Source organism: Microbulbifer sp. ABH2_005 (genome assembly GCF_056160005.1).
Map to the genome: position 1 here is coordinate 1,843,608 of NZ_JBSWWI010000001.1, position 25,600 is coordinate 1,869,207.

The 25,600-nt window shown below is 51.7% G+C and carries 20 protein-coding genes; 15 read left to right on the forward strand and 5 right to left on the reverse strand.

The window, feature by feature from the left end:
- Positions 1-140 precede the first annotated feature (140 nt).
- The gene (locus tag ACXAFI_RS08055; protein WP_475108380.1) at positions 141-518 is read right to left on the reverse strand and encodes a Tse2 family ADP-ribosyltransferase toxin; all 378 of its coding nucleotides are present in this window, start codon (positions 516-518) and stop codon (positions 141-143) included.
- A gap of 673 nt (positions 519-1,191) precedes the next feature.
- Here ACXAFI_RS08055 and ACXAFI_RS08060 point away from each other — a divergent pair.
- Positions 1,192-3,153 carry a GMC family oxidoreductase gene (locus ACXAFI_RS08060; RefSeq protein WP_475108381.1) on the forward strand — a complete coding sequence of 654 codons (1,962 nt, stop codon included), beginning with the start codon at positions 1,192-1,194 and terminating at the stop codon, positions 3,151-3,153.
- Between the two features lie 58 nt (positions 3,154-3,211).
- Here the strand turns inward: ACXAFI_RS08060 and asnS are convergent, their stop codons facing one another.
- Both asnS and ACXAFI_RS08070 read right to left on the reverse strand, forming a co-directional pair.
- Positions 3,212-4,618, reverse strand: coding sequence for an asparagine--tRNA ligase (gene asnS, locus ACXAFI_RS08065; protein ID WP_475108382.1), 1,407 nt, complete (start codon positions 4,616-4,618; stop codon positions 3,212-3,214).
- Positions 4,619-4,835: 217 nt separating this feature from the next.
- A complete protein-coding gene (locus tag ACXAFI_RS08070) occupies positions 4,836-5,132 on the reverse strand; it encodes a hypothetical protein (RefSeq protein ID WP_152453716.1) in 297 nt (98 codons plus the stop codon).
- A gap of 184 nt (positions 5,133-5,316) precedes the next feature.
- Here ACXAFI_RS08070 and ACXAFI_RS08075 point away from each other — a divergent pair, with 184 nt between their 5' ends.
- The 6 genes from ACXAFI_RS08075 to ACXAFI_RS08100 all read left to right on the forward strand — a co-directional run bounded on the left by ACXAFI_RS08075 (position 5,317) and on the right by ACXAFI_RS08100 (position 12,467).
- Entirely contained in the window at positions 5,317-6,951 is a 1,635-nt protein-coding gene (locus tag ACXAFI_RS08075) for an alpha/beta hydrolase (protein WP_475108383.1), read from the forward strand.
- A gap of 84 nt (positions 6,952-7,035) precedes the next feature.
- A complete protein-coding gene (locus ACXAFI_RS08080) occupies positions 7,036-8,670 on the forward strand; it encodes an alpha/beta hydrolase (RefSeq protein ID WP_475108384.1) in 1,635 nt (544 codons plus the stop codon).
- Between the two features lie 51 nt (positions 8,671-8,721).
- On the forward strand, positions 8,722-9,963 hold the full coding sequence (locus ACXAFI_RS08085; protein ID WP_475108385.1) for a lipoprotein-releasing ABC transporter permease subunit: 1,242 nt from the start codon (positions 8,722-8,724) through the stop codon (positions 9,961-9,963).
- Between the two features lie 72 nt (positions 9,964-10,035).
- Positions 10,036-10,788 carry a lipoprotein-releasing ABC transporter ATP-binding protein LolD gene (lolD, locus tag ACXAFI_RS08090; protein ID WP_475108386.1) on the forward strand — a complete coding sequence of 251 codons (753 nt, stop codon included), beginning with the start codon at positions 10,036-10,038 and terminating at the stop codon, positions 10,786-10,788.
- Positions 10,781-12,040, forward strand: a complete 1,260-nt coding sequence (locus ACXAFI_RS08095) for a lipoprotein-releasing ABC transporter permease subunit (protein ID WP_475108387.1) — start codon at positions 10,781-10,783, stop codon at positions 12,038-12,040. Before lolD ends, ACXAFI_RS08095 begins: the two co-directional genes overlap by 8 nt.
- 31 nt (positions 12,041-12,071) lie before the next feature.
- The gene (locus ACXAFI_RS08100) at positions 12,072-12,467 is read left to right on the forward strand and encodes a hypothetical protein (protein ID WP_475108388.1); all 396 of its coding nucleotides are present in this window, start codon (positions 12,072-12,074) and stop codon (positions 12,465-12,467) included.
- On the opposite strand, the gene ACXAFI_RS08105 is transcribed toward ACXAFI_RS08100, so the two are convergent.
- Complete coding sequence (locus tag ACXAFI_RS08105; protein WP_152453710.1) at positions 12,457-12,984, reverse strand: DUF2062 domain-containing protein; 528 nt, start codon at positions 12,982-12,984, stop codon at positions 12,457-12,459. The two genes, ACXAFI_RS08100 and ACXAFI_RS08105, sit on opposite strands and share 11 nt — an antisense overlap.
- Before the next feature lie 306 nt (positions 12,985-13,290).
- Between ACXAFI_RS08105 and ACXAFI_RS08110 the strand changes: the two genes are divergently transcribed.
- The 8 genes from ACXAFI_RS08110 (at position 13,291) to ACXAFI_RS08145 (ending at position 24,522) form a co-directional block, all read left to right on the forward strand.
- On the forward strand, positions 13,291-13,971 hold the full coding sequence (locus ACXAFI_RS08110) for a GntR family transcriptional regulator (protein ID WP_475108389.1): 681 nt from the start codon (positions 13,291-13,293) through the stop codon (positions 13,969-13,971).
- Between the two features lie 3 nt (positions 13,972-13,974).
- Positions 13,975-14,853 (forward strand): methylisocitrate lyase, encoded by an 879-nt coding sequence (gene prpB, locus ACXAFI_RS08115; protein ID WP_152453708.1) that lies wholly within the window; start codon positions 13,975-13,977, stop codon positions 14,851-14,853.
- Positions 14,854-14,951: 98 nt separating this feature from the next.
- Positions 14,952-16,079, forward strand: coding sequence for a bifunctional 2-methylcitrate synthase/citrate synthase (gene prpC, locus ACXAFI_RS08120; protein ID WP_475108390.1), 1,128 nt, complete (start codon positions 14,952-14,954; stop codon positions 16,077-16,079).
- Between the two features lie 129 nt (positions 16,080-16,208).
- Positions 16,209-18,806, forward strand: a complete 2,598-nt coding sequence (gene acnD / locus ACXAFI_RS08125) for a Fe/S-dependent 2-methylisocitrate dehydratase AcnD (protein ID WP_475108391.1) — start codon at positions 16,209-16,211, stop codon at positions 18,804-18,806.
- Entirely contained in the window at positions 18,807-19,988 is a 1,182-nt protein-coding gene (gene prpF / locus ACXAFI_RS08130; protein WP_475108392.1) for a 2-methylaconitate cis-trans isomerase PrpF, read from the forward strand.
- Between the two features lie 289 nt (positions 19,989-20,277).
- On the forward strand, positions 20,278-20,952 hold the full coding sequence (locus ACXAFI_RS08135; RefSeq protein WP_475108393.1) for a 2OG-Fe(II) oxygenase: 675 nt from the start codon (positions 20,278-20,280) through the stop codon (positions 20,950-20,952).
- A 288-nt stretch (positions 20,953-21,240) separates the two neighbouring features.
- Positions 21,241-23,868, forward strand: coding sequence for a TonB-dependent receptor (locus ACXAFI_RS08140; protein WP_475108394.1), 2,628 nt, complete (start codon positions 21,241-21,243; stop codon positions 23,866-23,868).
- Positions 23,869-24,276: 408 nt separating this feature from the next.
- Positions 24,277-24,522 carry a DUF2164 domain-containing protein gene (locus tag ACXAFI_RS08145; protein ID WP_475108395.1) on the forward strand — a complete coding sequence of 82 codons (246 nt, stop codon included), beginning with the start codon at positions 24,277-24,279 and terminating at the stop codon, positions 24,520-24,522.
- A 49-nt stretch (positions 24,523-24,571) separates the two neighbouring features.
- Here the strand turns inward: ACXAFI_RS08145 and ACXAFI_RS08150 are convergent, their stop codons facing one another.
- Positions 24,572-25,516, reverse strand: a complete 945-nt coding sequence (locus ACXAFI_RS08150) for a DMT family transporter (RefSeq protein WP_475108396.1) — start codon at positions 25,514-25,516, stop codon at positions 24,572-24,574.
- Between the last annotated feature and the right edge of the window lie 84 nt (positions 25,517-25,600).

The following is a 25,600-nucleotide window of genomic DNA, read 5'->3' on the forward strand; positions in this document are numbered from 1 at the left end:
CGAAATCTATTTTCGAGCACTCTTAAGTTGAATGTGAAATGCTCCTTATTGGGTACATGCTTTTTAAAAAATGCTATGTGATGCTAAATAGATCTTTGTCCCATTGAGGGAGGCAGAATGATGTCCGCTTATGTGTGGATTTAAACTGCTTTATCAGAATGCTTAAATAATGTTATTGCGCTGAGAGACATTTCCTTGAGGAGTTCTATAAAGCGCTCAGTAGTCATATTCCTTTCAGGGGAAATAAAATATTGACCAGAGGTGTGCTCAGTAATTTTAAGGCCGTTAGGGAGTTTTGTGCTCGCTGGAAAGCGACAGACCCAACCATTCAGGGTTGATTGGTTGATGCTTTTTTGGTCAAAGACCCGTATTCCTTTGCCGTTTGCAATAACAATAGTTCTATTATTCAGGGAGGTTGTATCCAGTTTAGTTATGAGAAATTCGAAGTTTTCTTTTTGGTCGAAGCCGCCAAATTTAGGCAGGAAATTTGAGTCGATATACATTTCTCTGAGGGACATCTTGCTCTCCCTATAAAAAACTGTCGGGGTTGGTGTTTTTGTTGTTATTGAATTTTTCAGCTAAACATCTTGTTTTTGCTTCTTCCTGATTCTAAAAGCAAAAATATTTCTTTTATTTTTTATGCTTGTTGATATTAATCATAACTGCGCCTCAGCGTGTGGCGCAACAAGTACGGTCGTTTTGTAGCAATATTGTATAAAATTTGAAAATTTTCGTGTGTTTTTTTCTCACCGATTGATTTTTTGTCGCTATTTGTAACCTAGGGATGATTGGGTGCAAAAAAATAATCAAATAAAACCGCCTAATAACAGGGTGGCTTTCTGTCCACCGATTTGTATTTTGAGCTGTTGGTAATGTTAGTGATTGATAACTTTCTGAGAAGAATTTTTTGATGAGTCAAGTTTTTTCTATTTATGGGTTGCAGTTTCTTGAGTGGAAGCTGTGAAGGTTTGGGTATAGGGAGGTGCCCGTTTTATTTTGAGTCTTGTTATTTGTCTGTTTTTGAGATGCCCGTTTTAAAACAACACTTCCATGATTGCTTAAAGGGCTGCTGTAGATAGGCTTGAGGAGCTTTAGTGGTGGTTTTCCAGTGGTTGGTTTTATCAGGTTGTACCGTTTTCACACTCCCAAGCACTCAATGCAATCTTAAAAACGTTAGAGCGAATAACCAGTATGGATAGAAAAAAAACACCCGAAAAAAGAAAGGGTACGGAAGGTGTTAGCCGAAGAACTTTTACCAAGCGCGCTATTCAAGCGGGTTTGGCGGCTGGGGCTGTTACTTCCGGATTGGGCTCAGCATTTTCAGGCAGTTCCAACCAGTTTTATGATACTTACGATTATGTGATAGTTGGTTCAGGCGCAGGTGGCGGACCGCTGGCAGCAAACCTCGCAAGAGCCGGTTTTTCGGTATTGGTGCTTGAAGCCGGTGCTAATGACCCTAGTGATGACACTCATAATATTCCCGCCTGGCACCCATTTGCATCCGAGGACCGCAAGCTGAGCTGGGACTTTTTCGTTAAACACTATGGGGATATCAATCAACAGCAGTTGGATGACAAATATATCCCGGGTAAAGGTATTTTATACCCTCGGGCCAGTACCATAGGTGGCTGCACCACACATCATGCGCTGATTACAGTTTATCCTCATAATAATGACTTTGATCGCATCGCCCAGGCCACCGGGGATAGTAGTTGGGCAAGCGGCAATATGCGGCGATATTTTGAGCGGCTTGAACGTTGCCAATATATTCCCCGTCCCATTTTTTCGAACCCCTCTCGCCATGGCTTTGATGGATGGTTGCCTACCAATAGAGGTAACCCTGCTTTATTGCTGGAAGACCCGGCGATATTGAAAATTGTCAAGGCGGCGTTGGCGAAATATGGGTTAGAGGGCGCTCTCGAACAGATTATTTCAGGCAACCTGCGCTTGGATATAAATCACTGGGATGTAGCCTCAGGGCAGGAAGGTCCTTTTATTGCCCCGATGGCTGCAGATAGTAGAAGTCGTCGCAAGAGTGTCCGCGAGCACCTTTTGGACACCCAAAGTATCTATCCGAGCCTGTTGCATATACGTACAAATGCATTGGCAACCCGGGTGATGTTTGATGGAAAAACAGCTGTTGGTGTGGAGTTTATGGAAGGGGCGAGCCTCTATAAGGCGGACCCCTATCACGATGGTTCGGGCTCGGCTGGCGTAATGCGCCAGGTAAGGGCCAGTAGGGAAGTGATTTTGTCTGGAGGTGCATTTAACAGCCCTCAACTCTTGAAGCTATCTGGAGTTGGCCCAAGCCAGGAGCTGCTACAGCACGGTATTGATCAGGTGGTAGATTTGCCTGGTGTCGGTGAAAACCTGCAGGATCGCTACGAAGTGGGCGTCGTGAGTGAGATGGCTGAGGATCTGGCACTGCTCAAAGATTGTACCTGGGGCGAGCAGGGTGATCCCTGTTTGAACCGATATCGCTACGGCTGGTTGAATAAAGGTCCTTATAGTGGCAATGGCCCTGTACTGTCTCTAGTGAAGCGTTCCCGCCCCGATTTACCAGATCCCGATTTGTTTATTTTTGGTGCACCCTCTGACTTTCACGGTTACTTCCCAGGTTATTCCCAAGCGTTGAGGGAGTACAAAGATCGTTTCTCCTGGATTGTACTGAAAGGTCACACCAATAATACCGCTGGTCGGGTAACCTTGCGCTCAGCAAATCCGCAAGATACTCCGGAGATTAATTTTCACTACTTTGATGAGGGGAATGGGGCCTTTGAAGAGGATCTGCAGGCGGTGGTCGAGGGAGTAAAAATTTCCCGGGATATTATGTCCGGCCCGATTGTTAGCAAGAATGTATCCAAAGAGCTATTGCCTGGTAGTGAGGTACAGACCGATAAACAGATTGGTCAGTTTGTTAAAAATCAGGCGTGGGGCCATCACGCTTCCTGCTCCAACAAAATGGGGCCGTCCAGCGATCCTATGGCTGTGGTCGATAGTAAATTCCGTGTGCATGGCACCAATAATTTACGAGTGGTAGACGCTTCGGTATTTCCGCGTATTCCCGGCTTCTTTATCGTAGTGCCGGTCTATATGATCAGTGAGAAGGCCAGTGATGACATTATTGCATCGGCGATAGGCCTATCGACCTGATTGGGAGTGAGGTTTTTGCCAGTGCAAGAAAAAAGCCCCGCAGAGCGGGGCTTTTTCATCAGAACGAGATGTTCTTGGGTGTGCGGGGGAAGGGAATAACATCGCGGATGTTACCCATACCGGTCACGTAGGAGACGATGCGGTCGAAGCCCAGGCCAAAGCCCGCGTGAGGCACTGTGCCGTAGCGGCGCAGGTCGCGGTACCAATCGAGGTGCTCTTTGGGGATGTTCATTTCGTCCATGCGCTCATCGAGCTTTTCCAGTCGTTCTTCACGCTGGGCACCACCGATAATTTCACCGATACCGGGAGCCAGTACATCCATGGCGGCCACGGTTTTGCCGTCGTCGTTCATGCGCATATAGAAGGCTTTGATGTCCTTCGGATAGTTCAGAACAATAACCGGCTTCTTAAAGTGCTTCTCGGCCAGGTAGCGCTCGTGCTCGGAGGCCAGGTCGATACCCCAGGAAACGGGGAACTCGAACTTCTCGTTGCAGTTTTCCAGAATTTCGATGGCATCAGAGTAGTTGATGCGGGCGAAATCATTTCCGATGATGTTCTCCAGGCGGCTAATGGCCTCTTTATCAATGCGCTGGGCAAAGAAGGCCATATCGTCGGCACGCTCTTCGAGCACCGCCTTGAATACGTATTTCAGCATTTGCTCAGACAGATCGGCGATATCGGCCAAATCGGCAAAGGCAACTTCCGGCTCAACCATCCAGAATTCGGCCAAGTGGCGGGTTGTGTTGGAGTTTTCTGCACGGAAAGTGGGGCCAAAGGTGTAAACCTTGGACAGAGCCAGGCAGTAGCTCTCCACATTCAGCTGGCCGGATACGGTAAGGTAGCTCTCTTCGCCGAAAAAGTCCTTGCTGTAATCAATGGCACCCTGCTCGTTGCGCGGCAGGTTTTCCATGTCCAGGGTACTGACCCGAAACATTTCACCGGCACCTTCACAGTCTGAGGCGGTGAGAATGGGCGTGTGTACGTAGTTAAAGCCGTTCTCGTGGTAGAAGCGGTGAATTGCCTGGGCAATACAGTTGCGCACACGGGCCACCGCGCCGCTGACATTAGTGCGAACCCGCAGGTGCGCATGCTCGCGCAGGTGCTCCATGGTGTGGCGCTTGGGGGACATGGGGTAGGTGTCCGGGTCTTCCACCCAGCCAACCACTTGAACTTCGGAAGCTAACAACTCAATCGATTGGCCCTTGCCCTCTGAAGGCTTGATGGTGCCAACAATATCCACCGCGCAGCCGGTGGTCAGGCGCTGTACTTCAGACTGGTAATTGTGCAGGTGACTCTCTGCAACTACTTGAATAGGGTCAAAGCAGCTGCCGTCGTGCACCGCCAGGAAAGAAAGGCCGGCTTTGGAGTCGCGACGGGTTCTGATCCAGCCTTGCACGCGAACTTCTTCGCCCTCGCGGCCGCTGGATTTCAATAGGCTATCTACGGATTCGACTTTTACTGTCATTTTCTATCGGTTTCTCGCTGGTCCTGAAGGTGGTGTTCTGTCAATTTGCCTAAAAACTGACCACTCCACCAAGGTGAAGTTACGGCGGGCATATTGACCTTTTGCCGAGGGGAAATCCAGTCCCTTAGGTACCGGGGAGGGGGAACAGGGCTGTTCGTAAAAGAAAGGGAGGAGGGGCTAGGTAAGAATTTGACGCCTAGCCCAATGCAATACAATCTCAGCCGCGCGGCTTTTTCACCGTGTGGAGCACAGTATCCCGTTCGAAAAAGACATAGAAGTCGCTGTATTCCCAGCGGGTAATAGCGGGCTCACCAATTGGGCCCTTGATACTGAGGGGCTCACCCAGGCGCGTGCTGATATCGTTTTTCTTCATTCCGCGAGCCTCACCAAAGGACAGCTCACTGCCCTGGGAGCCCACAGGAATCTCCAGGGGTTTTGCCTGAGCGCCAAATGCCAAAAGAAGTGCCACGGTACCAGCAATTCGGGCCACTCCGTTGCGATTTCTGCTGAACATTTATTGTTCTCCGATTTAAGTGTTCGAATACGCCAGGCCATTAGAACAGAAAAAATGCCAAAACACTTGGACTTCTTCACGTTTTATACCGTTGGAGGCGCCTTGAAGAGGGAAAAAGGTTCGCGAGGGCTGTGAATGTGTGTGCTAGGCTGACAACTGGGCTTGGTCCTGCGGGCGAGCATGGATGCGACTCTCAAAAACCTTCTCAGTTCTGGGGCTATTGCTAGGCGCCATTCTCTTTGCTCTATCCCTCACTCCCTCACTGACTCCACGCAGTACCTTAATACAGGGAGCTCTGGCAGGAACATCATTCACTTTCGGCTATGTCATCGGTGTGTTTTTGCACTGGCTGTGGAACTACCTTGAGCTTCCCGATATTCCTCTGAGTCACGCACAGCGCAAAGTGCTCAAGCGCTTGGCGCTGGTTGCCTGCATTTATCTGATCGTTATTTTCCTCTGGCAGGGTGCTCACTGGCAGAACTCGGTGCGCGCCCTGATGGGCATGCAACCGGTTTCCGGGATTGGTCCCTTTACCGTAGGGTCGGTGGCCCTGCTTATCTTCTTAACTTTCTGGCTATTGGGGAGAGGGTTTCGGCATATTATTCTCGCGGTCTCCCAGCACCTCTCCAGGCATATCCCCGAGAGGGTGGCTTTGCTCACGGGGCTAGTCGTAGCGCTAGCGTTGTACTGGAGTATTTTGAATGGGGTACTTCTAAAAGCGACGTTACATACCATCTCAATCATTTGGGAGAGGCATGACCAGGTTATTGCGGAGGGGCTAAAGGCACCTGAGGCCCCATATAAAGTGGGGGGAGCCAATTCTCTTTTATCCTGGAAGTCGGTTGGGCATCAGGGGCGGCGGTTTCTGACACTTGGGCCCAGCGTTGAAGACATTCGTGAAGTTGCCGGCTTGGGCAAAGAACCGATCAGAGTTTTTGTTGGGCTGCGTGCGGCAGAGACCCCCTTACAGCGGGCCTTTTTGGCCCTGGCCGAACTGAAGCGCCTCAATGCTTTTGAGAGAGAGATTTTACTGATCGCGACCCCCACCGGTGAAGGCTGGCTGGACCCTGGGGCGGTGAATTCTTTGGAGTACCTATATCGGGGGGATGTGGCTAGTGTCGCCACACAATACTCCTACCTGCCAAGCCCTTTTGCATTTTTAACCGATAACCGATACGGCGTGGAATCGGCTAGGGCACTATTTAAGGTGATCTACGAATATTGGGAAGATTTGCCGCTCGAAACACGCCCCAGGTTATATCTTTTTGGCTTGAGCCTTGGTGCTCAGTTGTCTGAAGCCTCCTTTGATTTCTATGACATTATCGATGACCCTATTGATGGCGTACTCTGGGCTGGGCCGCCATTTGGTTCCGGTATCTGGCGCACAATAACGGACAACCGTGATCCCGGTACTCCCGCCTGGCTGCCGCAATTTAAAGGGGGGGAGGTTGTGCGCTTTGGCAATCAGTATGGTGGCTATTTGGGGCAGGAGCCCTGGGGGCGTTTCCGTATTGCCTTCTTACAGCATGCCAGTGACCCCATTGTTTTCTTCGATTTTCGCTGGATGTTACGAAAGCCCGACTGGCTGGAGCGCCCCCGGGGGCCGGATGTCTCGCCTGATCTTCACTGGTTTCCAATCGTCACCATGCTGCAGCTGTTGGCGGATCTGAATCTGGGGATTGCGCCACTGGCGTTTGGTCACCGCTATTCTCCCGATGGATATCTCCTCGCATGGATGGCGCTAACGGAGCCACCTGACTGGAGCGATGAGGAGCTAAAGCGTCTGCGGCAAAAGCTCAGAACCTACCCGGTGCGTTGAAAGTGTGGAAATGCCGTGGCTGATTCAGGTGGGGTAGGTACTGTGCTAGTTTGACGAATATCTTGGTCGCGCGGGCAGGCATGGATGCGAACAACGGTTGCTTTTTCATTTGCTGGCCTGTTGCTTGGTGCAATTTTTTTCGCACTGAGCCTAACCCCTTCGCTAATTCCCCGCAGTTCCCTTGTTCAGGGCATCCTCTCCGGCGTCGCCTTCACCATCGGCTACTCTTTGGGCGTGCTTTTCCGCCGGATTTGGAAGTATTTAGAGATTCCTGATCCCCCGCTAACCAATCAGCAACAACGTAGATTGAGGATCTTGGTGATTCTCATTGGCGCCAGCCTGATTTTTGGGTTTCTCTGGCAAGGGACAGACTGGCAGAACTCGGTGCGCTCGTTAATGGGGATGCCATCGGTTTCCGGCGTTGGCCCTGCTACGATCGGAGCTGTTGCGTTCTGTGTGTTTCTACTCTTCAGGATGATTGGTAAAGGTTTCCGTAAGATAGTTCTCGCGGTGTCTGCTCGGTTGGAAGAGGTTATTCCAGAGCGAGTGGCAATGCTCACGGGGTTACTTATCGCGCTATTGATTTATTGGAGCGTGTTGAGTGGGGTGCTGCTTCAAGCGGGTCTATATACGATTTCAATCATCTCTGAAAAGCTGGATTTGATTATTGCTGAGAACCTGCCGCCCCCAGAGAACCCCAGTGAGACAGGTGGGGCGGACTCGTTTCTGTCCTGGGGCAGTGCCGGGCATGAAGGGCGCCGATTTCTGACGCTTGGACCCACTGTCGAGGATATTCGGGAGGTTGCTGGAGAAGGAATCGACCCTATCAGAGTTTATGTGGGCATACACTCTGCGGATACTCCACAACAACGTGCACTCTTGGCGCTTGAGGAGTTAAAGCGGCTCGGGGCATTTGAGCGGGAAATTTTGTTGATCGCAACTCCCGTGGGAGATGGCTGGATAGACCCGGGTGCCGTGAATTCACTTGAGTTCTTATACCGGGGTGATGTGGCTACAGTCGCGGTTCAGTATTCATATTTACCAGGTCCGAGCGCGCTATTTACCGACAATAAATATATCAGAACCTCAGCACGCTCACTGTTCAAGGTGATTTACGATTACTGGAAAGAGTTGCCTGTGAGCAAGCGCCCCAGGCTTTATCTATATGGACTGAGTTTGGGGGCAAAGCTGTCTGAAGACGCATTTGAGTTCTACGATATTATCGATAACCCCATCGATGGTGCGCTCTGGGCCGGCCCTCCTTTTAACATGAAAGCCTGGAGGGTGATTACTGATAATCGCGATCCAGGCTCGCTGGCCTGGCTTCCCCAGTTTAGGGGAGGGAAGGTGGTGCGCTTTGGCAACCAATACGGTGGTTATTTGGGGCAAGAGCCCTGGGGTAAATTCCGTATCGCTTTTCTTCAGCACGCCAGTGATCCAATCGTCTTTTTTGATTGGCGTTCGGCGCTTCGCAGGCCCGACTGGCTGGAGCACCCGAGGGGGCCCGATGTCTCTCCGGATCTGCGCTGGTTTCCTGTTGTCACTATGTTGCAGTTGTTGGCGGACTTTAATGTTGGGGTGACACCGAAGGATTTTGGGCACCGCTATTCTGCAGAGGGATATACCCTCGCTTGGATAGCCCTGACCGAGCCCCCAGGCTGGAATGAGACAGAACTGCAGAATCTGCGGGCTAAGTTAAAAACGTTCTCTAAGCGTTGAAGTTGCTTAAATCCTTGGATTTCTTGACTATTTTCCGTTTAAATCGGCTCTATGTTAAAACCTGTCCCCCTTTTTATCGGCCTGAGATATGTCGCTGCCCGCCGCAGGCAGCAGTTTATTTCCTTTATCAACGGCTTCTCCCTGGTTGGCATGGCGCTGGGTGTTTTTGCCTTGATCGTCGTGACTTCAGTCATGAATGGCTTCGATCGTGAGCTAAAAACACGGATATTGAGCGTGGTGCCCCACGGCTTTATCGAGCGTGAAGGCGGCCTGCAGGAGTGGCAGGGCGTGGCCGAAAAGCTTTTGCAGCAGCCCCACGTGGAGGCGGTGAGTCCCTTTGTGAAAGGGTTTGCCCTGTTGAGCGCCTACGGCGACAGCCACGGAGTTGAATTCCAGGGTGTTGATCCCGAAGCACTGCGCAACGTCTCCAAAGTGGGTGAGAACATGGTGATGGGCAGCCTGGATGAGCTGCAGCCGCGCAGTTACCGCATCGTGCTCGGTCGTATCCTCGCCCAGCAGCTCAATGTGATGCCCGGTGAATCCGTCATTCTGACCCTGCCTGAAGTCGTGGTAACACCCGCTGGCATCTTCCCGCGTACCAAACGCTTTACCGTCGCCGGTGTTTTCTCAGTAGGTGCCCAGGTGGACCAAAATGTGGCACTGATGCATGTTGAGGACGCGGCCCGGCTGATGCGCATGTCCGGCAAGGTGCAGGGGCTGCAGCTGCGTTTTGACGATATGGACAATGCCCTGGGCAGGGTCGAGCCTTATGCCGCGAATCTCGGTGAGGGTTTCAGAGGGGAGGACTGGAGTCATTCCCAGGGGAGCTTGTTCCAGGCGGTGAAGATGGAAAAGACGGTGGTCACTTTGATGTTGATGATCATCGTGGCAGTGGCGGCCTTCAATATTGTCTCAGCCCTGGTGCTGATGGTGGCGGACAAGCGCTCCGATATCGCCGTACTCAGGACACTTGGGCTCACATCCCGCCAGATAATGGTGGTGTTCGTCGTGCAGGGCAGTGCTATCGGGTTGATCGGTGCCTTCAGTGGCGCCTTGCTGGGAATCCTGGTTGCGCTCAATCTCACCGAGATGGTGAGTTGGGTCGAGAATCTTCTGGGTGCCAAGATATTTGATCCGCGGGTATTTTTCGTGAGCTATCTGCCGTCGGAGTTTCGTGTGGGGGATGCGGTAGTGGTGTTATCCGCCGCTGTCTGTATGAGCTTACTGGCGACACTGTTTCCCGCGTGGCGGGCGGCGCAAATTGAGCCGGCTGAAGCTTTGCGGTATGAATAAAGTCCTTGTAAATCAGATAGGTATGATTGGTTTACAAGGTAATCTCTAAGAATTTGGAAGCGGCAAATATTGATGAATAGTCGAGTGGAAATAGACGCCGAGCAAGCGAGGCCGGCGCAGGCTCCCGGTGATGCCGTCCTGGCCTGTCGCCAGTTGTGCAAGAGTTATCGCCAGGGGGGCAGGGACCTTGAGGTTCTGCGTGGGGTGGAGCTTCAGGTAGAGCGGGGCGAGAAGCTCGCCATCGTGGGAGCTTCTGGCTCTGGCAAGTCTACCCTGCTCAATTTACTCGGCGGGCTGGATACGCCGAGTACGGGAGAAGTTTGGGTGGCTGGCCAGAACCTGGCGACACTCAATGCCAATGAGCGCGGTTGGCTGCGCAATAGCAGTCTCGGTTTTGTCTACCAGTTTCACCATCTGCTCAACGAATTTACCGCGCTGGAAAATGTGGCTATGCCATTGCTGATCGGTAAGCACAGTGTGGCAAATGCCCGAGCCGAGGCCAAATCCATGCTGGAAGCGGTGGGTCTCGGGGAAAGAATTGGCCATAAACCCTCACAGCTCTCCGGTGGTGAGCGCCAGCGCGTGGCGATTGCACGGGCACTGGTGACTCGCCCGGCCTGTGTGCTGATGGATGAGCCCACCGGAAACCTGGATAGAGCGACGGCAGGGGAGATTCACAAGTTGATGGACCGGCTCAATCGCGAGATGGGTATCAGTTTTGTGATTGTCACCCACGACCCGGATCTTGCTGCGGCCTTGGACCGCTGCCTGCACCTGGTGGATGGTGAGCTTCTCAGTGACTGGCACCAGGGTGATCATGTTTAAGCCGCTCCCCGCCTTTATCGGCCTGCGTTACGCGGGAGCCCAGCGCCGCAGCGATGACTCCGCCGGCCTGGTCTCTTTTATCTCTGGCTTGTCGATGATTGGCCTGGTGCTTGGCGTTGCCCTGATGATCGTGGTGATGTCAGTCATGAATGGTTTCGATCGCGAGCTGCGTGAACGCATTCTCGGCATCATGCCCCATGCCACTCTCTATAACGCCACTACGGAGGTGGATTGGCCTGCTTTGCGCGATCAGCTGGCGGCGGACGCCCAGGTGGAGTCTGCAGCGGAAGTTTGGCAGGTGAATGCGCTTGCCCGTCGCGGCAGCGAGGTAACACCGCTGTTAGTGCAGGGGGTCAACCCGGACACCATCGTTAATGTGTCGAACATCAGTGATTTCCTCAGCCCGAATGCCTTTCCAGCGATACTCGATGATTCCGAGCCGGGAGTGATCCTGGGACGCGGTATTGCGGAAAAACTGGGAGTGGAGCAGGGCGATTACCTGTCTTTGATAGTACCGAACAACGATGCCGCCTCAGGTGGCCGTCGCGCCGCCCATGTGGCCGGCTTCAAGGTGGCGGAAGTCTTTCACTCGGGAACGGTTCTGGATCAGTCTCTAGCGCTGGTTTCCTGGGAGCAGGCCCAGGGGCTGGCCGGCAAAAAAGGTGGCGCTGGCATACAACTGCGTGTGACCGAGATGCTGGAAGCCAATTGGATTATGCGGAGACTGCTGAAAGAGCTGCCCCGCGATGGCTACTACGGCACGGATTGGAGTCGTACTCACGGTAATCTCTACCAGGCGATTCAGATGTCTCGCAATCTGGTGGGACTACTGGTGCTGTTGATCATCGCCATTGCCGCATTCAACGTGGTCTCGACCCTGGTGATGGTGGTAATCGACAAGCATACGGATATCGCTATTCTGCGCACTATGGGGGCCAGCACCCGGCAGATTCTTCTCACCTTCGTCAGTCAAGGAGCGTTAGTGGGATTGGTTGGCGCGCTCGTTGGTGGTGCACTGGGAATTTTGGCGTCGCTGACGGTAACTGACCTAGTGGCGGGTCTTGAATCCATGTTCGGCATCCAGTTTCTAAAGTCTGATGTCTATCCGGTAGATTATCTGCCTTCGGAGCTTTCCTGGGCCGATGTGGCTCTGGTGGTTGGCGCGGGTTTCCTGCTCAGCCTACTGGCCACGCTCTATCCCGCTCTCCAGGCCAGTCGCGTGCAGCCCGCTGCGGCATTGCGCAACGAATAAACAGCTGGTGCTGATCAGGGCTCAACAGATATTGCGCAAGTTACTGCCGCTGCCAGCGGCAGTCATCTCTTGGATTCTTGTTCTTATAGCAAGTCTGAAATTTGAAAGCTGGCGGGTAAAGACCTTTTGCCCGGATGGCATGCGCGAGGGAACGGTTTGCTATGCCGAGGGTTGGCAGATTTTTCCGTTGTGGTTGGTATGCCTTGGCGCTATGACCTCAGCACTGGTAGTGGTCTGGATGGTAGCCTTAACCGCCTCGGGAGATAGGGTCAAGGCAGCTTCCATTTCCTTTCTGGTCGGTACATTTACAGCTCTAGGACTGGGAAGCCTTACGGATCAAGCCCTACCGGCACTGCTGTCGATTGCCGCGGGAGCCGCGGCTTTGTTTTGTGTTGGCAGGTATTGCAACAGTAAGATCAGCTGCTGACCGCAGAGCGGCGCTCTATACGCAGTTTCCAGCGTTTTACCACGTGCCAGCGCCACAGGGCGCGCATGGAAAAGTAGGCGACAGTGGCAAAGAAAACCCCCGCCAATACCGAGCCAAAAAACAGCGGCATCCAGATTTTACCCACCTCGTCCGTAAGCCACTCCCAAGAGAGCTCAATATCAAAGTCCACCGGGGGGGTACCCAGAATCCAGGCGCCCAGCTTGTAGGTGCTGTAGAAAATCGCGGGCATGGTGATCGGATTGCTAATCCATACCAGGATGATGGACAGCGGCAGATTACAGCGCAGCCATAGGGCCAGCAGTGCGGCAATAACCATTTGCCCGGGTAGCGGCAGGAAGCTGGTGAAAACGCCAACGGCAAAAGCGACTGAAACCGAGTGACGGTTCAGGTGAAATAGATTGGGATCGTGAAGAAGAGTCCCCAGAAACTTGAGCCCATTCTTGGCTCGGATTTCTTCGGGGCTTGGCAGCCATCGCCTGATAATACTCTTCGGCATAACTCTGTCTGAAACCTGGGTGCTGGCAGCCTTTGTTAATGAGCGCTGTACCGGGGTTTGGAAAATTCATTCGTCGGGATTTTTTCCCTACCCCAAATAAGCATAGAGCGCCCAGGGTGGTAGGGCATGCCGTATCTGGCGCGGGCGCTATTATGCCCACTTAAGGGAGGCAAGACTACTACTGTGATAGAAGTCATTTTGCGCCATAAATTGTCAACAATTGTTCGCAATGATTCGAGTTGACGCTCAGGTCTGAGTGATTTAAGGTCTGCAATCTTAAAAAATTGTCGACAATATTGAAACCTTATGGGTTCGACTGGAGTAAATAGCCCCCTGCGGGAACCTCATCAAAGCCTTGCTGAGCGCCTGTTTTTAACCCTGCGCGCCGAAATTGTGGAGGGGCGTATTCCCTCAGGCAGCAAAATCAGCGAGCCGGAATTGGCCCGCCGCTTCAATGCCAGTCGCGGCAGTTTGCGTGAAGCCCTGATGCGTTTGGAGTCACTGGGTTTGCTGGAGCGCCGGGTCAATGTGGGTGCTCGCGTGGTAGAGCTGAGTGAACGCGGTCTGTTAGATCTCTACGAAGTGCGAGAAGCACTTGAGGGGATGGCCTGCCGCCTTGCCGCCGAGCAGCGCAGCGAGGAAGACCTGTTGGAACTGCGCCAGATGTTGTCCCGTCATGAGCAGCAGGAAGAGCTGCAAGCCGGTAAGGCGTACTTCCAGCCAGAGGGGGATTTCGACTTCCATTTTCGTATTGTGCAGGCCTCCAAGAACGATCTGTTGATCGACACCCTGTGCAACCGTCTCTATTACCGTGTTCGTATGTACCGCTACCAATTGGGCATGGCCAGCCCCAGGGCTCAGCGGGCTTTTCGCGAACACAGCCACATTATCGAAGCCATAGAAGCAGGGGATGGTGAATTGGCGGAGCTGTTGATGCGCCGACATATCCGTGCTTCCAGGCAGAATATTGAAAATAAACTGAGGTAGAGCATGAGCCAAAAGCCTTCCGCCGGCGCGCGTTTCCGCAGCGCCCTTGCCGAGAACCAACCGCTTCAAGTGGTTGGCACCATCAATGCCTATTCCGCCATTATGGCCGAGCGTATTGGTCACAAGGCGATTTACCTTTCCGGTGCCGGCGTTGCCAATGCCTCTTACGGCCTGCCGGATCTGGGTATGACCAGCCTCGACAATGTGCTCGAGGACGTACGTCGTATTACCGCTGCGAGTGAGCTTCCGCTGCTGGTGGATATCGATACCGGCTGGGGCGGCGCTTTCAATATCGCCCGTACTATCAAAGAAATGATTCGTGCCGGTGCTGCAGCGGTACACATCGAAGACCAAGTGGCGCAGAAGCGCTGCGGTCACCGCCCCAATAAAGAAATTGTCTCCAAGCAGGAGATGGTGGATCGCATCAAGGCGGCCGTGGATGCGCGTACCGATGATGACTTCTTTATCATGGCCCGCACCGATGCCTTCGCTCAAGAAGGTTTAGATGCCGCTGTTGAACGCGCCCAGGCCTGTATCGAAGCCGGTGCCGATGGCATCTTTGCCGAGGCGGTCACTGAGTTGGAGCACTATCGCGCATTTAAAGACGCGCTGAATGTGCCCATTTTGGCGAATATCACTGAATTTGGTAAAACCGAACTTTATAACGCTAAAGAGTTGGGTGAAGCGGGCGCAGATATCGTACTGTATCCGCTGTCGGCATTCCGCGCCATGAACCGTGCTGCGGAGAATGTGTACTCCAGCATCCTGCAAAATGGTGACCAAAAAGCAGTAGTGGACACCATGCAGACCCGTGAGGAACTATACGACTACCTCAATTATCACGTGTTCGAGCAGAAGCTCGATGAGTTGTTTAAGAAGTAAATCACTTTACAAAATGTATGAGCCGCCGGATTTGGCAGCTCATACGGCGGTTTTCGGATAAACACAGAGACTGTGTCAATTTAGGGGAGAGAAGGAAGATGTCAGATAAAGCATTGAGTGGTGCCGGACTGCGCGGCCAGGTAGCGGGTAAAACGGCGTTATCCACGGTAGGTAAATCCGGCTCAGGGCTCACTTACCGCGGTTACGATATTAAAGATCTGGCGCAACATTGCGAGTTTGAAGAAGTTGCCTACCTGATCTTTTATGGAGAACTGCCTACCAGCGACCAGTTGGCGGAGTACAAGGCCCTGTTAAAGGGCATGCGCGGCCTGCCGCAAGCGCTAAAAGAAGTGCTGGAGCGCATTCCCGCCGATGCCCATCCGATGGACGTAATGCGTACTGGATGCTCCATGCTGGGCAACCTGGAAGGGGAAGAGTCCTTCGCGCAGCAGCTGGAAAAAGCCAACCGCTTACTGGCTGCTTTTCCCTCCATCATTTGCTACTGGTATCGTTTCACCCACGACAACGTGCGTATTGAAACGGATACTGACGATGACAGCATCGGCGGCCACTTCCTGCATATGCTGCGCGGTGAGAAACCCAATGCCCTGCATGAGCAGGTGATGAATGTTTCCCTGATCCTCTACGCAGAGCACGAGTTTAACGCGTCCACTTTCACTGCGCGTGTTTGTGCCTCTACTCTGTCTGATCTGTTTAGCTGCATTACCGGTGCCATCGGCACTCTGCGTGGCCCGCTGCATGGCGGCGCCAACGAGGCGGCAATGGAAATGATCGAGCGTTTTGCCAACCCGGATGAAGCAGAGAAAGAACTGCTGGGTATGCTGGAGCGCAAAGAGAAAATCATGGGCTTCGGCCACGCGATTTATCGCGAATCCGATCCGCGCAACGAGATCATCAAAGCCTGGTCTGAGAAACTGTCTGAAGATGTCGGCGATAAGGTCTTGTACCCGGTTTCCGTACGCTGCGAAGAAGTCATGTGGCGCGAGAAAAAGTTGTTCTGTAATGCCGACTTTTTCCATGCATCCGCTTATCACTTTATGGGAATCCCCACCAAATTGTTCACGCCGATTTTTGTAATGTCGCGTGTTACTGGTTGGGCTGCCCACGTATTTGAGCAGCGCGCAGACAACCGCATTATTCGCCCGAGCGCTGAATATGTAGGTGTTGAGCCGCGCGAAGTAACGCCTATCGCCGAGCGCGGTTAATTTCCATTTCACTATTGAAATGAGGCACACCCAGTGTGCCGGCTTCAGGTTGCCTTTTGGGGTAATCTGGAGCCGCTCTCAGAAGAGACACGATTTTAAAAAGATTCGACTGAACTGATTTACCTAGCTATGAATACTGATTACCGCAAATCACTGCCCGGTACCGACCTCGATTATTTCGATACCCGCGCCGCGGTTGACGCGATCCAGCCCGGAGCTTATGCCAAACTGCCGTATACCTCACGTATTCTGGCGGAAAACCTGGTACGTCGCTGTGAGCCGGAAAAACTGACCGACTCCCTGAAGCAGATTATCGAGCGTAAACGCGAGCTGGATTTTCCCTGGTTCCCGGCGCGAGTAGTGTGCCACGATATCCTCGGCCAAACCGCATTGGTAGACCTGGCGGGTCTGCGCGATGCCATTGCCGAAAAAGGCGGTGATCCCGCCAAGGTAAATCCAGTTGTTCCCACCCAGTTGATTGTGGATCACTCCCTCGCGGTCGAGCACCCCGGTTTTGAGAAGGATGCTTTTGAGAAAAACCGTGCGGTAGAGGAGCGTCGTAACGAAGACCGCTTCCACTTTATCAACTGGACCAAAACCGCGTTTGAAAATGTGGATGTGATTCCTCCCGGCAACGGCATCATGCACCAGATCAACTTGGAGAAAATGTCTCCGGTGGTGCAGGTGCGCGAAGGCGTGGCCTTCCCGGATACTTGTGTTGGTACTGATAGCCACACGCCGATGGTCGATGCTCTGGGTGTGATTTCTGTGGGCGTTGGCGGCCTGGAAGCTGAGAGTGTGATGCTCGGCCGCGCCTCTTATATGCGTCTGCCGCATATTGTTGGGGTGGAACTTACTGGAAAATTGCAGCCCGGCATTACCGGTACTGATCTGGTACTGGCTCTCACTGAATTCCTGCGCCGCGAGCGTGTGGTCGGTGCCTACCTGGAGTTTTACGGTGAAGGTGCCTCCAACCTGACCCTGGGTGATCGCGCCACTATTTCCAATATGACGCCGGAGTATGGCGCGACTGCGGCCATGTTCTCTATCGATGAGCAAACCATCGACTATCTCAAACTCACCGGCCGCGATGATTCGCAGGTAGCTTTGGTAGAGAAGTTTGCCAAGGAGACTGGCCTCTGGTCCGATACCTTGAAGGATGCCGAATACGAGCGCGTGCTGAAGTTCGACCTGGATACAGTCGGCCGTAACCTTGCTGGCCCCTCCAACCCCCACGCGCTGCTGCCGGCCTCAGAACTGGCTAATCGTGGAATCGCTAAAGCCTGGGAAGAGAAAGCCGGTGAGATGCCCGATGGCGCTGTGATTATTGCGGCGATTACCAGCTGCACTAATACCAGTAACCCGCGCAATATGATTGCCGCAGGCCTGATTGCCCGCAATGCCAACAAGCTCGGCCTGACCCGCAAGCCCTGGGTGAAATCCTCCCTGGCGCCGGGTTCCAAAACGGTAAAAATGTATCTGGAAGAGGCCGACCTGCTACCTGATCTGGAGCAGATGGGCTTTGGCGTAGTGGCTTTCGCCTGCACCACCTGTAACGGTATGAGCGGTGCCCTGGACCCGAAAATCCAACAGGAAGTGATCGACCGCGATCTGTATGCTACTGCGGTCCTGTCTGGAAACCGCAACTTTGATGGTCGTATCCACCCCTATGCCAAGCAGGCTTTCCTGGCTTCACCGCCGCTGGTCGTTGCCTACGCTATTGCCGGCACCATCCGTTTCGATATCGAAAAAGATGCGCTGGGATACGATGCCGATGGCAACCCAATTACCCTGAAAGACATTTGGCCCAGCGACGAAGAGATCGATGCGATCGTACGTCAGAGCGTGAAGCCACAGCAGTTCCGCGATGTGTATATTCCCATGTTCGAAGAGCGGGATGCCGCAGAAGAGCAGGGCCACGCACTCTACGACTGGCGCCCAATGAGCACCTATATCCGCCGGCCACCTTATTGGGAAGGTGCCCTGGCAGGCGAGCGCAGTTTGAAGGGCATGCGCCCGCTAGCGGTGCTGGGTGACAATATCACTACCGACCACTTGTCTCCCTCCAATGCCATTCTGGCCAGCAGTGCTGCCGGTGAATACCTGGCGAAGATGGGGTTGCCGGAAGAGGACTTTAACTCCTACGCAACCCACCGCGGTGACCACCTCACTGCCCAGCGTGCGACTTTCGCCAACCCGAAGCTGCTCAACGAAATGGTGCGCGATGATAAGGGCGAGATTCGCCAAGGTTCTCTCGCCCGTATCGAGCCGGAAGGGCAGGTTACCCGTATGTGGGAGGCGATCGAGACTTATATGGATCGCAAGCAGCCGCTCATTATCATTGCAGGTGCCGACTATGGGCAGGGCTCTTCCCGTGATTGGGCCGCGAAAGGTGTGCGCCTGGCCGGCGTAGAAGCGATTGTGGCCGAAGGCTTCGAGCGTATTCACCGCACTAACCTGATCGGTATGGGCGTGTTGCCGCTAGAGTTTAAGCCGGGAACTACCCGCGAAACCCTGGGTATCGACGGTACCGAAAGTTTCGACGTAATCGGTGAGCGCACGCCCCATGCCACGCTGACTCTACTGATCCACCGCGCCAACGGTGAGACGATTGAGGCTCCAGTTACCTGCCGCTTGGATACTGCAGAAGAGGTTTCCATTTACGAGGCAGGTGGCGTCTTGCAGCGTTTTGCCAAAGACTTCCTCGAAGCAGAGGCGACCGCCTAAATGTTGAAATTTGTTTCTCAAGTCAAAATCCCCGCGACTTATATGCGCGGGGGCACCAGCAAGGGCGTTTTCTTCCGTTTACAGGATCTACCCGAAGTTGCGCAGGTCCCCGGAGAGGCTCGCGACAATTTGCTGTTGCGGGTAATTGGCAGCCCGGACCCCTACGGAAAGCATACCGATGGGATGGGCGGTGCCACTTCGAGCACCAGCAAAACGGTAATCCTGTCTGCCTGTGATAAGCCCGATCACGATGTGAATTACCTGTTTGGCCAGGTTTCCATAGATAAGCCCCTGGTCGATTGGAGTGGTAACTGCGGTAATCTCACTGCGGCTGTTGGAGCCTTTGCTATTAATAGCGGCTTTGTGGATGCTGCGCGAATTCCAGAGAATGGTATTTGTACAGTTCGCATTTGGCAGGCCAATATAGGCCAAACCATTATCGCCCATGTGCCTATTACCAACGGTGAAGTCCAGGAAACCGGAGATTTCGAGCTGGATGGCGTAACCTTCCCGGCAGCCGAAGTGGAAATTGAGTTTATGGACCCCTCGGACGGCGAGGGTGCCATGCTCCCCACCGGTAACCCCGTAGATGATCTCGAAGTGCCCGGGATTGGTGTGTTGAAGGCGACCATGATCAATGCCGGTATTCCCACGATCTTTGTCAATGCGGAAGATATTGGCTATACCGGCACTGAGCTTCAGGATGCTATTAATGGTGATAGTAAAGCGCTCGCCATGTTCGAGACCATCCGTGCCTACGGTGCGGTGAAGATGGGCCTGATTTCCTCTGTGGAGGAGGCCGCGGCCCGGCAGCACACGCCGAAGATCGCCTTTGTCGCCAAGCCGCAGGACTACATTGCCTCCAGTGGAAAAAAGGTAGCGGCGCAAGATATTGATTTGCTTGTGCGAGCCCTCTCCATGGGTAAGCTGCACCATGCCATGATGGGCACTGCCGCCGTGGCTATCGGTACTGCAGCGGCGATTCCCGGCACCTTGGTCAACCTCGCCGCCGGTGGGGGTGATCGCAATTCCATCTGCTTTGGCCATCCCTCGGGTACATTGCGGGTTGGGGCCCATGCGAAAGTTGTTGATGGCCAGTGGGTTGCCACCAAAGCCATTATGAGCCGTAGTGCCCGTATCCTGATGGAAGGCTGGGTGCGAGTGCCAGGGGATAGTTTCTAGTCTTGGTATAATCACATCTTTAGGGGCGGGATACGTCCCTTCTGAGTAGTCGGCTTGGACTCTTGAAGGGTTTAGCCGACTCACTCAATACTTTCGTAGACTCTCAAGCAGCTTTGAGCTACCTTTCCCTGCACCCCGAGCCACCCATTCCAGCCCCTGGCTTATCCTCGGCCGCAATCTCACTCGGGTCTTACGCTGTGTCTATAAGAATACAGATTGATTATTAAGCAGTGCTTGTGGCGAAATTCCCACCTATCGCCGCGCCTTTTATTGTTAGCAGGGAAATAACTTGGTAGCAGCCAAATCGTTAATGTCGCTCGGTGGCGATAACACAATCGATGAAACTCTATTTGCACATATCGCAAGGGATCTTACCGAGCAGGGCTATAGTATTCGCCATGCCGCACTTCCTGAATCTCTCTCCAATGCGCTCTTTACCTATCAACAAGAAATGAATGCAGAGAAATTTATTGATGCAGGGATCGGGCGAGGTGACGATTACTTACGGAATGAATTCGTGCGAACGGATGAAATTTGTTGGATTACCGGGGAGTCTGCTACAGGAAGAGACTGGCTCAACTGGGCGGGCCAGCTTCAGGTTTATCTTAACAGGCGTCTTTTTCTGGGGCTCTTCTCATTTGAAAGCCATTTTGCCCATTACCGGCCTGGGGACTACTACAAAAGGCACTACGATGCATTTCGCGGAGAGGCGAATCGGGTGCTTTCATTGGTCGTTTACCTTAATCTAGGCTGGAACACTGCAGATGCTGGTGAGCTTGTGCTTTACAAAGATGAGCAGGATAGGGCCGGCACCAAAGTTACTCCGCTAATGGGAACGGTGGTGACCTTCTTGAGCGAGGAGTTTCCCCACGAAGTTCTACCAGCTAATCGGGATCGCTACTCTATTGCAGGCTGGTTTCGGGTAAATACTTCTGTAACCGATCGGGTTGATCCGCCCCGTTAAAGTACTGAGTTACCCGCCTTGAAATGAAGCTCTAAAATTCCTTCCTATCGAGGGAAAACATACTAGCGCTCTGCGGCTGCCGCAGGGCCTCTAGGGTACTACATCGCCTTCCGATTGGTTTAAAGGTCCGATTGATCCTAATCGCGATCCGCCCCGTCGTATCTCAGTTTCACAGAACTCTCCTTTTTGAGATTTTAACCTAGCCGACGTACAGCCGACGGCCCGTAGGTTAGCTATTTATAACAATCAAATCCGGCTTCCCTGTTGCAGCAGATTGGAGAGACATCAATGACAATTAAAAAACCACTTACCCTTGCGATTGCAATGGCCAATATAGCGGTGGCCTCAGCCTGGGCACAGGAAACCAGTAATCAAGAAGATGGCTGGGCGTTGGAAGAAGTAACGGTTACCGCAACCAAGCGCGAAACCAATTTGATGGACACCCCCGTAGCGATCAGTGCATTTACGCAGGAAGAGCTCGACCGCCAGGGTATTAAGAATGTAAAAGATCTGGGCAACACTATCCCTAATGTGGATATTGGCTATGATGCCTCCCAGTCTTCACCAGTAATTTCTATGCGGGGCGTGCGCTCAACTAACACTACCGAGTTTGGTGACCCTGCTGTTGGTCTGCACTTCGACGGTATTTATTCTTCGCGACCCCAGTCTGCTATGGCAATGATGTTTGACTCCGAAAGGGTTGAAGCCATGCGTGGGCCGCAGGGTACCCTTTATGGACGTAACTCTACTGTTGGTGCCATTAATGTTATCTCCAAGAGACCGGTAATTAACGAGTTTGAAGGTTCAGTCGGAGTTGAGCTGGGTCGCTGGAATCAAGAGCTGGTAAAAGGCGTTATCAATATTCCGGTTTCAGATACCTTTGCTCTACGTGCGTCCTTTATGAACGAGACTAGGGACTCCTACCTGACCGGGTACTATGACGTTAACCAGTGGGACAATCGCTATATTGATGCTGACTCTTTAGGTGCGAGCGCTTTATCTGATGACGCTTCAAGAACCTTTATTCAAGCGAATAACGCTGAAGGAGCCACAGACTATCAGCTGGTTAGGGCGGATGCTGAAGATTTTTATGGGAATGTTGATCAGCAGGCGGTGCGTATAGGTGCGTTATGGGAACCGACTGACGATGTTTCTTGGTATGCCGTAGCGGAACACTATCAGGATAGTAGTGCAGGCGGCATCAACACTATTGACTGTGAAAAGGCTGAGCAGCGCGAAGATGGAACAACTTGTGAAACCTATTACGGCTCCGGTGCTGATGAGTACACCATAGCGGTGAATGTACCAGGTGAGCTCGACCTCACCATGACTTCATTCCGTTCTAACTTCCGCTGGGATTTCAGCGATACCATGGCGTTTGTGTATAACACCGGGTATGCAGTTCAGGAACGAAATAATCTGATTGATATTGATGCTGGTCGCAATACCTGGGATATGAGTATGAGCATTACAGACTCAGAAAATGTCTCTTACTCCCATGAGTTACAGTTGCAATCTACAGGTGATGGTCCCCTACAGTGGATTACAGGTTTGTTTTATTTCCACGAGACCACTGATCTGAATGGTTACTTCCTGGCCTCATTAGATAATGCCGTATTCTGGAGGCAGCCAGAAAGAACTATAGAAGCCAGCGCAGTATTTGCTCAGGCTACCTATGACCTTACCGATACCCTCCACCTGACTGTTGGTGGTCGATATACGGAAGATGAGAAGAGTGATGTAGGTGGTAACAACCTGAGTTGCACTCGAGACTGGTCCACTGAATCAGATGAAGAGTATGGCTGCTTCCCTGCCTATTTACAGGACACCTTTAATAGCTTCACTACCAACCACTTTGCTGACAGCTCAATTTATACAATTGATACTTACAATGATGTGAGCAAGAGCTGGGATTCATCCGACTTTCGAATTGGTCTCGATTATGACCTGACAGATGAAGTCATGCTGTATGCATATGTTGCAAGTGGATTTAAGTCCGGTGGTTTGGGTGATGTTGTCATCCAATATGAGCAAGACCCGGACACGGCTGAGTACATCTACGATGATGAAGGAAATCGGGTTGTTCGACAGGTAATTGACACTAGCTATGATGAGGAGAAGGTCATTACTTGGGAGCTAGGAGCAAAAGGTACCTTCTTGGATGGTCGCCTAAATCTGGCTAGTACCTTCTTTATCTCCGACTATAAGGATATGCAGCTAGCTGCACCTGATACTGCATACTCGTACTATGCGGTAGAGCGAGAAGGTGAGAACGCAGGTGAAATTACGACCGAGCCCGTCGTCATTTACCTTACTAAGAATGCTGCTAGCGCAGAGATTATGGGGCTAGAGTTAGAGTTTGACTGGGCCCCCTATCCGAATGGCCGAATCAGTGGCTTTGCTACCTGGATGCAAACAGAAATCACCTCTGATTTTCAGAACCGCTGGAATTTCAATAACCAAGCGTTATTCGAAATTTCGGATTACGGTTTAGCTCATGACAATACTAATGAAGAGCTTTTTCGAAATCTGAAAGGTAATGAGCTGCCGGCATCACCTGAATTCAGCTTCACCATCAACTACGATCACACCTTTGAGCTGTCTCACGGTGGGGCGATTATTCCATTTGTCGGTATTCACTGGGAAGATGAGTCTTATCTGACCTACTGGAATGTTGACAAGCACGACTTCCCCACTGGTGATACTTCTGCTTTTGATGACAGCCGCGATTCTTTCTGGATGGTAAATGCTTCTGTGAAGTATGTAAGCCCGGACGATCAGTGGAACGTTGAAGCCTTTGGTAACAACCTGACTGACGAAGTTGTTCCGTACTACGCAGATGGAAGTGATGGCCTGGTATCTGGTCCATTCTCTACCCCAATGAGCTACGGTGTGCGCTTTAACTACAATTTCTAAGTAGTTATTGCTACTCCATAATAAAAAGCCGGATCATTTTAGATGATCCGGCTTTTTTATGTCTCGCTTATGAAGTCAAAGCTTCAACCCTGTAGCTAGTGGTGTAGGTTTTGGGGCTGTAAGAAGTTGTTGATCTATCACTGCTTGATTCTGAGCAACCAGAGCTACTGCCCAATATAAGTTGGGCAAAGAAGTAGTTAAAGAGTTTCATTTTAATCCTGTTTTTTAGTTAATCCGAATTGATTCGAATCTAACATTGTCCGGTTTGCTTATAAAAATATGCGCCGAAGTTCATGTTGTTTACTTGGAGTCATGCTTTTGGGGTTGATTAGGGGCCTCAACATTTGTGTTATTCTCATATGGGGCTGAGAGTTTATTCTAAATTTGTGTATTGATGGAAAATAGGTGATGTCGACAATAGAACTGGAAGAAAGGCGAAAGTTAGAGCTAATCGAAAAGATTAGGGGTTATTTATTTAAAGAATTTGAGTTGGAGATTGGCAGTTTTGAAGCGGAGTTCTTTATTGATTTTCTTGCAAAGGAGATGGGGGCAGGGTTTTATAATCAAGGTCTACATGATGCTCAGGTAATAGTGTCCTCTAAGTTGGAAGATATTTCTGATGCAATTTATGAAATAGAAAAGACTGTCGACTAGAAATATTGCCCCTTTTGATGGCAGTTTGATTCTACTGTTCTTGAGTTGTTCAGCGGTATTTTTTCTTGGGTTTTTCTGCCTGGATAAATAACATGGCTGCAAATACTAAGATTATTCCAGGTATAAAGTTGATAGAGGATTTCGTCATTTCCAATGCTGTAGCCAATACCAGTACAAATACCGGATTCAAGAAGCTGTATGCTGCAACTTTGGTCGCCCCGATTCTTATTGTGCTAAATTGCAGTAGGAAAAAACTGATTAATGTTGTGAATAAGGCTAAATAGAATAGCCCTCCGAAAGTTTCGACAGGTATATTCCGCCATTCTATTTGGCTTAAACTTGGGAATGAAAGCAGTAATAACCAGAGGGCGCCAAATAGAATAACCCAGAATGTCATAACCTCTGTAGGCTCCCCTGAGTGGACTTTCTTGATCAGTGGATTATACAAGCTGAGCGATATAGCACCTAAGGTGAATATCCAATCCCCTCTATTTAGATCCAGCGTTATCGCTGTTGTAATACTCCCTTCAAGTACAATCCAGGCCGCACCCAGTGTTCCAAGGGTAAGACCGATGACTTTGCGGGCGCTGCTACGCTCACCATTGATGATCAAGGCAAAAACGGCAGTCATTGCAGGAACGGTTGTAAAAAGGGCGCCGGTATTTACTGCTGTGGTGTATTTGAGCGCTTCAAACATACACCAGAAAAAGATAACCAATGGGATGCTGAGTAGCGCATAACCCAGTAGCTTTTTGGGGTGTGGAAGCTGAAATCCATGCTTTAAAAATATGAAGGGCGCAAATAGCCCTGTTGCAATTAAGAACCGAATCATCATCAAGCAATCCGCCGGTAACGAATCGGCGATTATTGCACCAACAGGAAATGAGCCTGCGACCAGTAATGTGCAGGCTATCATCAAGCCGTGAACCCACCACAATGATGTGCCACTGCTTGCCGTTGCTGCAGGGTTGATACCTCTTGAAAGTTCACGCATGACTCTTCCCTCAATAAAAGCGAGATCAGAGTAACTCGTTTCTGATAAACTGATAATCCATCAATTAAGATACAAACTGTTGAG

Coding starts and splice junctions, on each gene's coding strand:
- ACXAFI_RS08075 (WP_475108383.1), top strand. CDS start 5,317: ATGCGACTCTCAAAAACCTTCTCAGTTCTGGGGCTATTGCTAGGCGCC.
- prpF (WP_475108392.1), top strand. CDS start 18,807: ATGTTGAAATTTGTTTCTCAAGTCAAAATCCCCGCGACTTATATGCGC.
- ACXAFI_RS08095 (WP_475108387.1), top strand. CDS start 10,781: ATGTTTAAGCCGCTCCCCGCCTTTATCGGCCTGCGTTACGCGGGAGCC.
- ACXAFI_RS08060 (WP_475108381.1), top strand. CDS start 1,192: ATGGATAGAAAAAAAACACCCGAAAAAAGAAAGGGTACGGAAGGTGTT.
- ACXAFI_RS08085 (WP_475108385.1), top strand. CDS start 8,722: ATGTTAAAACCTGTCCCCCTTTTTATCGGCCTGAGATATGTCGCTGCC.
- ACXAFI_RS08070 (WP_152453716.1), bottom strand. CDS start 5,132: ATGTTCAGCAGAAATCGCAACGGAGTGGCCCGAATTGCTGGTACCGTG.
- prpB (WP_152453708.1), top strand. CDS start 13,975: ATGAGCCAAAAGCCTTCCGCCGGCGCGCGTTTCCGCAGCGCCCTTGCC.
- lolD (WP_475108386.1), top strand. CDS start 10,036: ATGAATAGTCGAGTGGAAATAGACGCCGAGCAAGCGAGGCCGGCGCAG.
- ACXAFI_RS08110 (WP_475108389.1), top strand. CDS start 13,291: ATGGGTTCGACTGGAGTAAATAGCCCCCTGCGGGAACCTCATCAAAGC.
- asnS (WP_475108382.1), bottom strand. CDS start 4,618: ATGACAGTAAAAGTCGAATCCGTAGATAGCCTATTGAAATCCAGCGGC.
- prpC (WP_475108390.1), top strand. CDS start 14,952: ATGTCAGATAAAGCATTGAGTGGTGCCGGACTGCGCGGCCAGGTAGCG.
- acnD (WP_475108391.1), top strand. CDS start 16,209: ATGAATACTGATTACCGCAAATCACTGCCCGGTACCGACCTCGATTAT.
- ACXAFI_RS08150 (WP_475108396.1), bottom strand. CDS start 25,516: ATGCGTGAACTTTCAAGAGGTATCAACCCTGCAGCAACGGCAAGCAGT.
- ACXAFI_RS08145 (WP_475108395.1), top strand. CDS start 24,277: ATGTCGACAATAGAACTGGAAGAAAGGCGAAAGTTAGAGCTAATCGAA.
- ACXAFI_RS08055 (WP_475108380.1), bottom strand. CDS start 518: ATGTCCCTCAGAGAAATGTATATCGACTCAAATTTCCTGCCTAAATTT.
- ACXAFI_RS08140 (WP_475108394.1), top strand. CDS start 21,241: ATGACAATTAAAAAACCACTTACCCTTGCGATTGCAATGGCCAATATA.
- ACXAFI_RS08105 (WP_152453710.1), bottom strand. CDS start 12,984: ATGCCGAAGAGTATTATCAGGCGATGGCTGCCAAGCCCCGAAGAAATC.
- ACXAFI_RS08080 (WP_475108384.1), top strand. CDS start 7,036: ATGCGAACAACGGTTGCTTTTTCATTTGCTGGCCTGTTGCTTGGTGCA.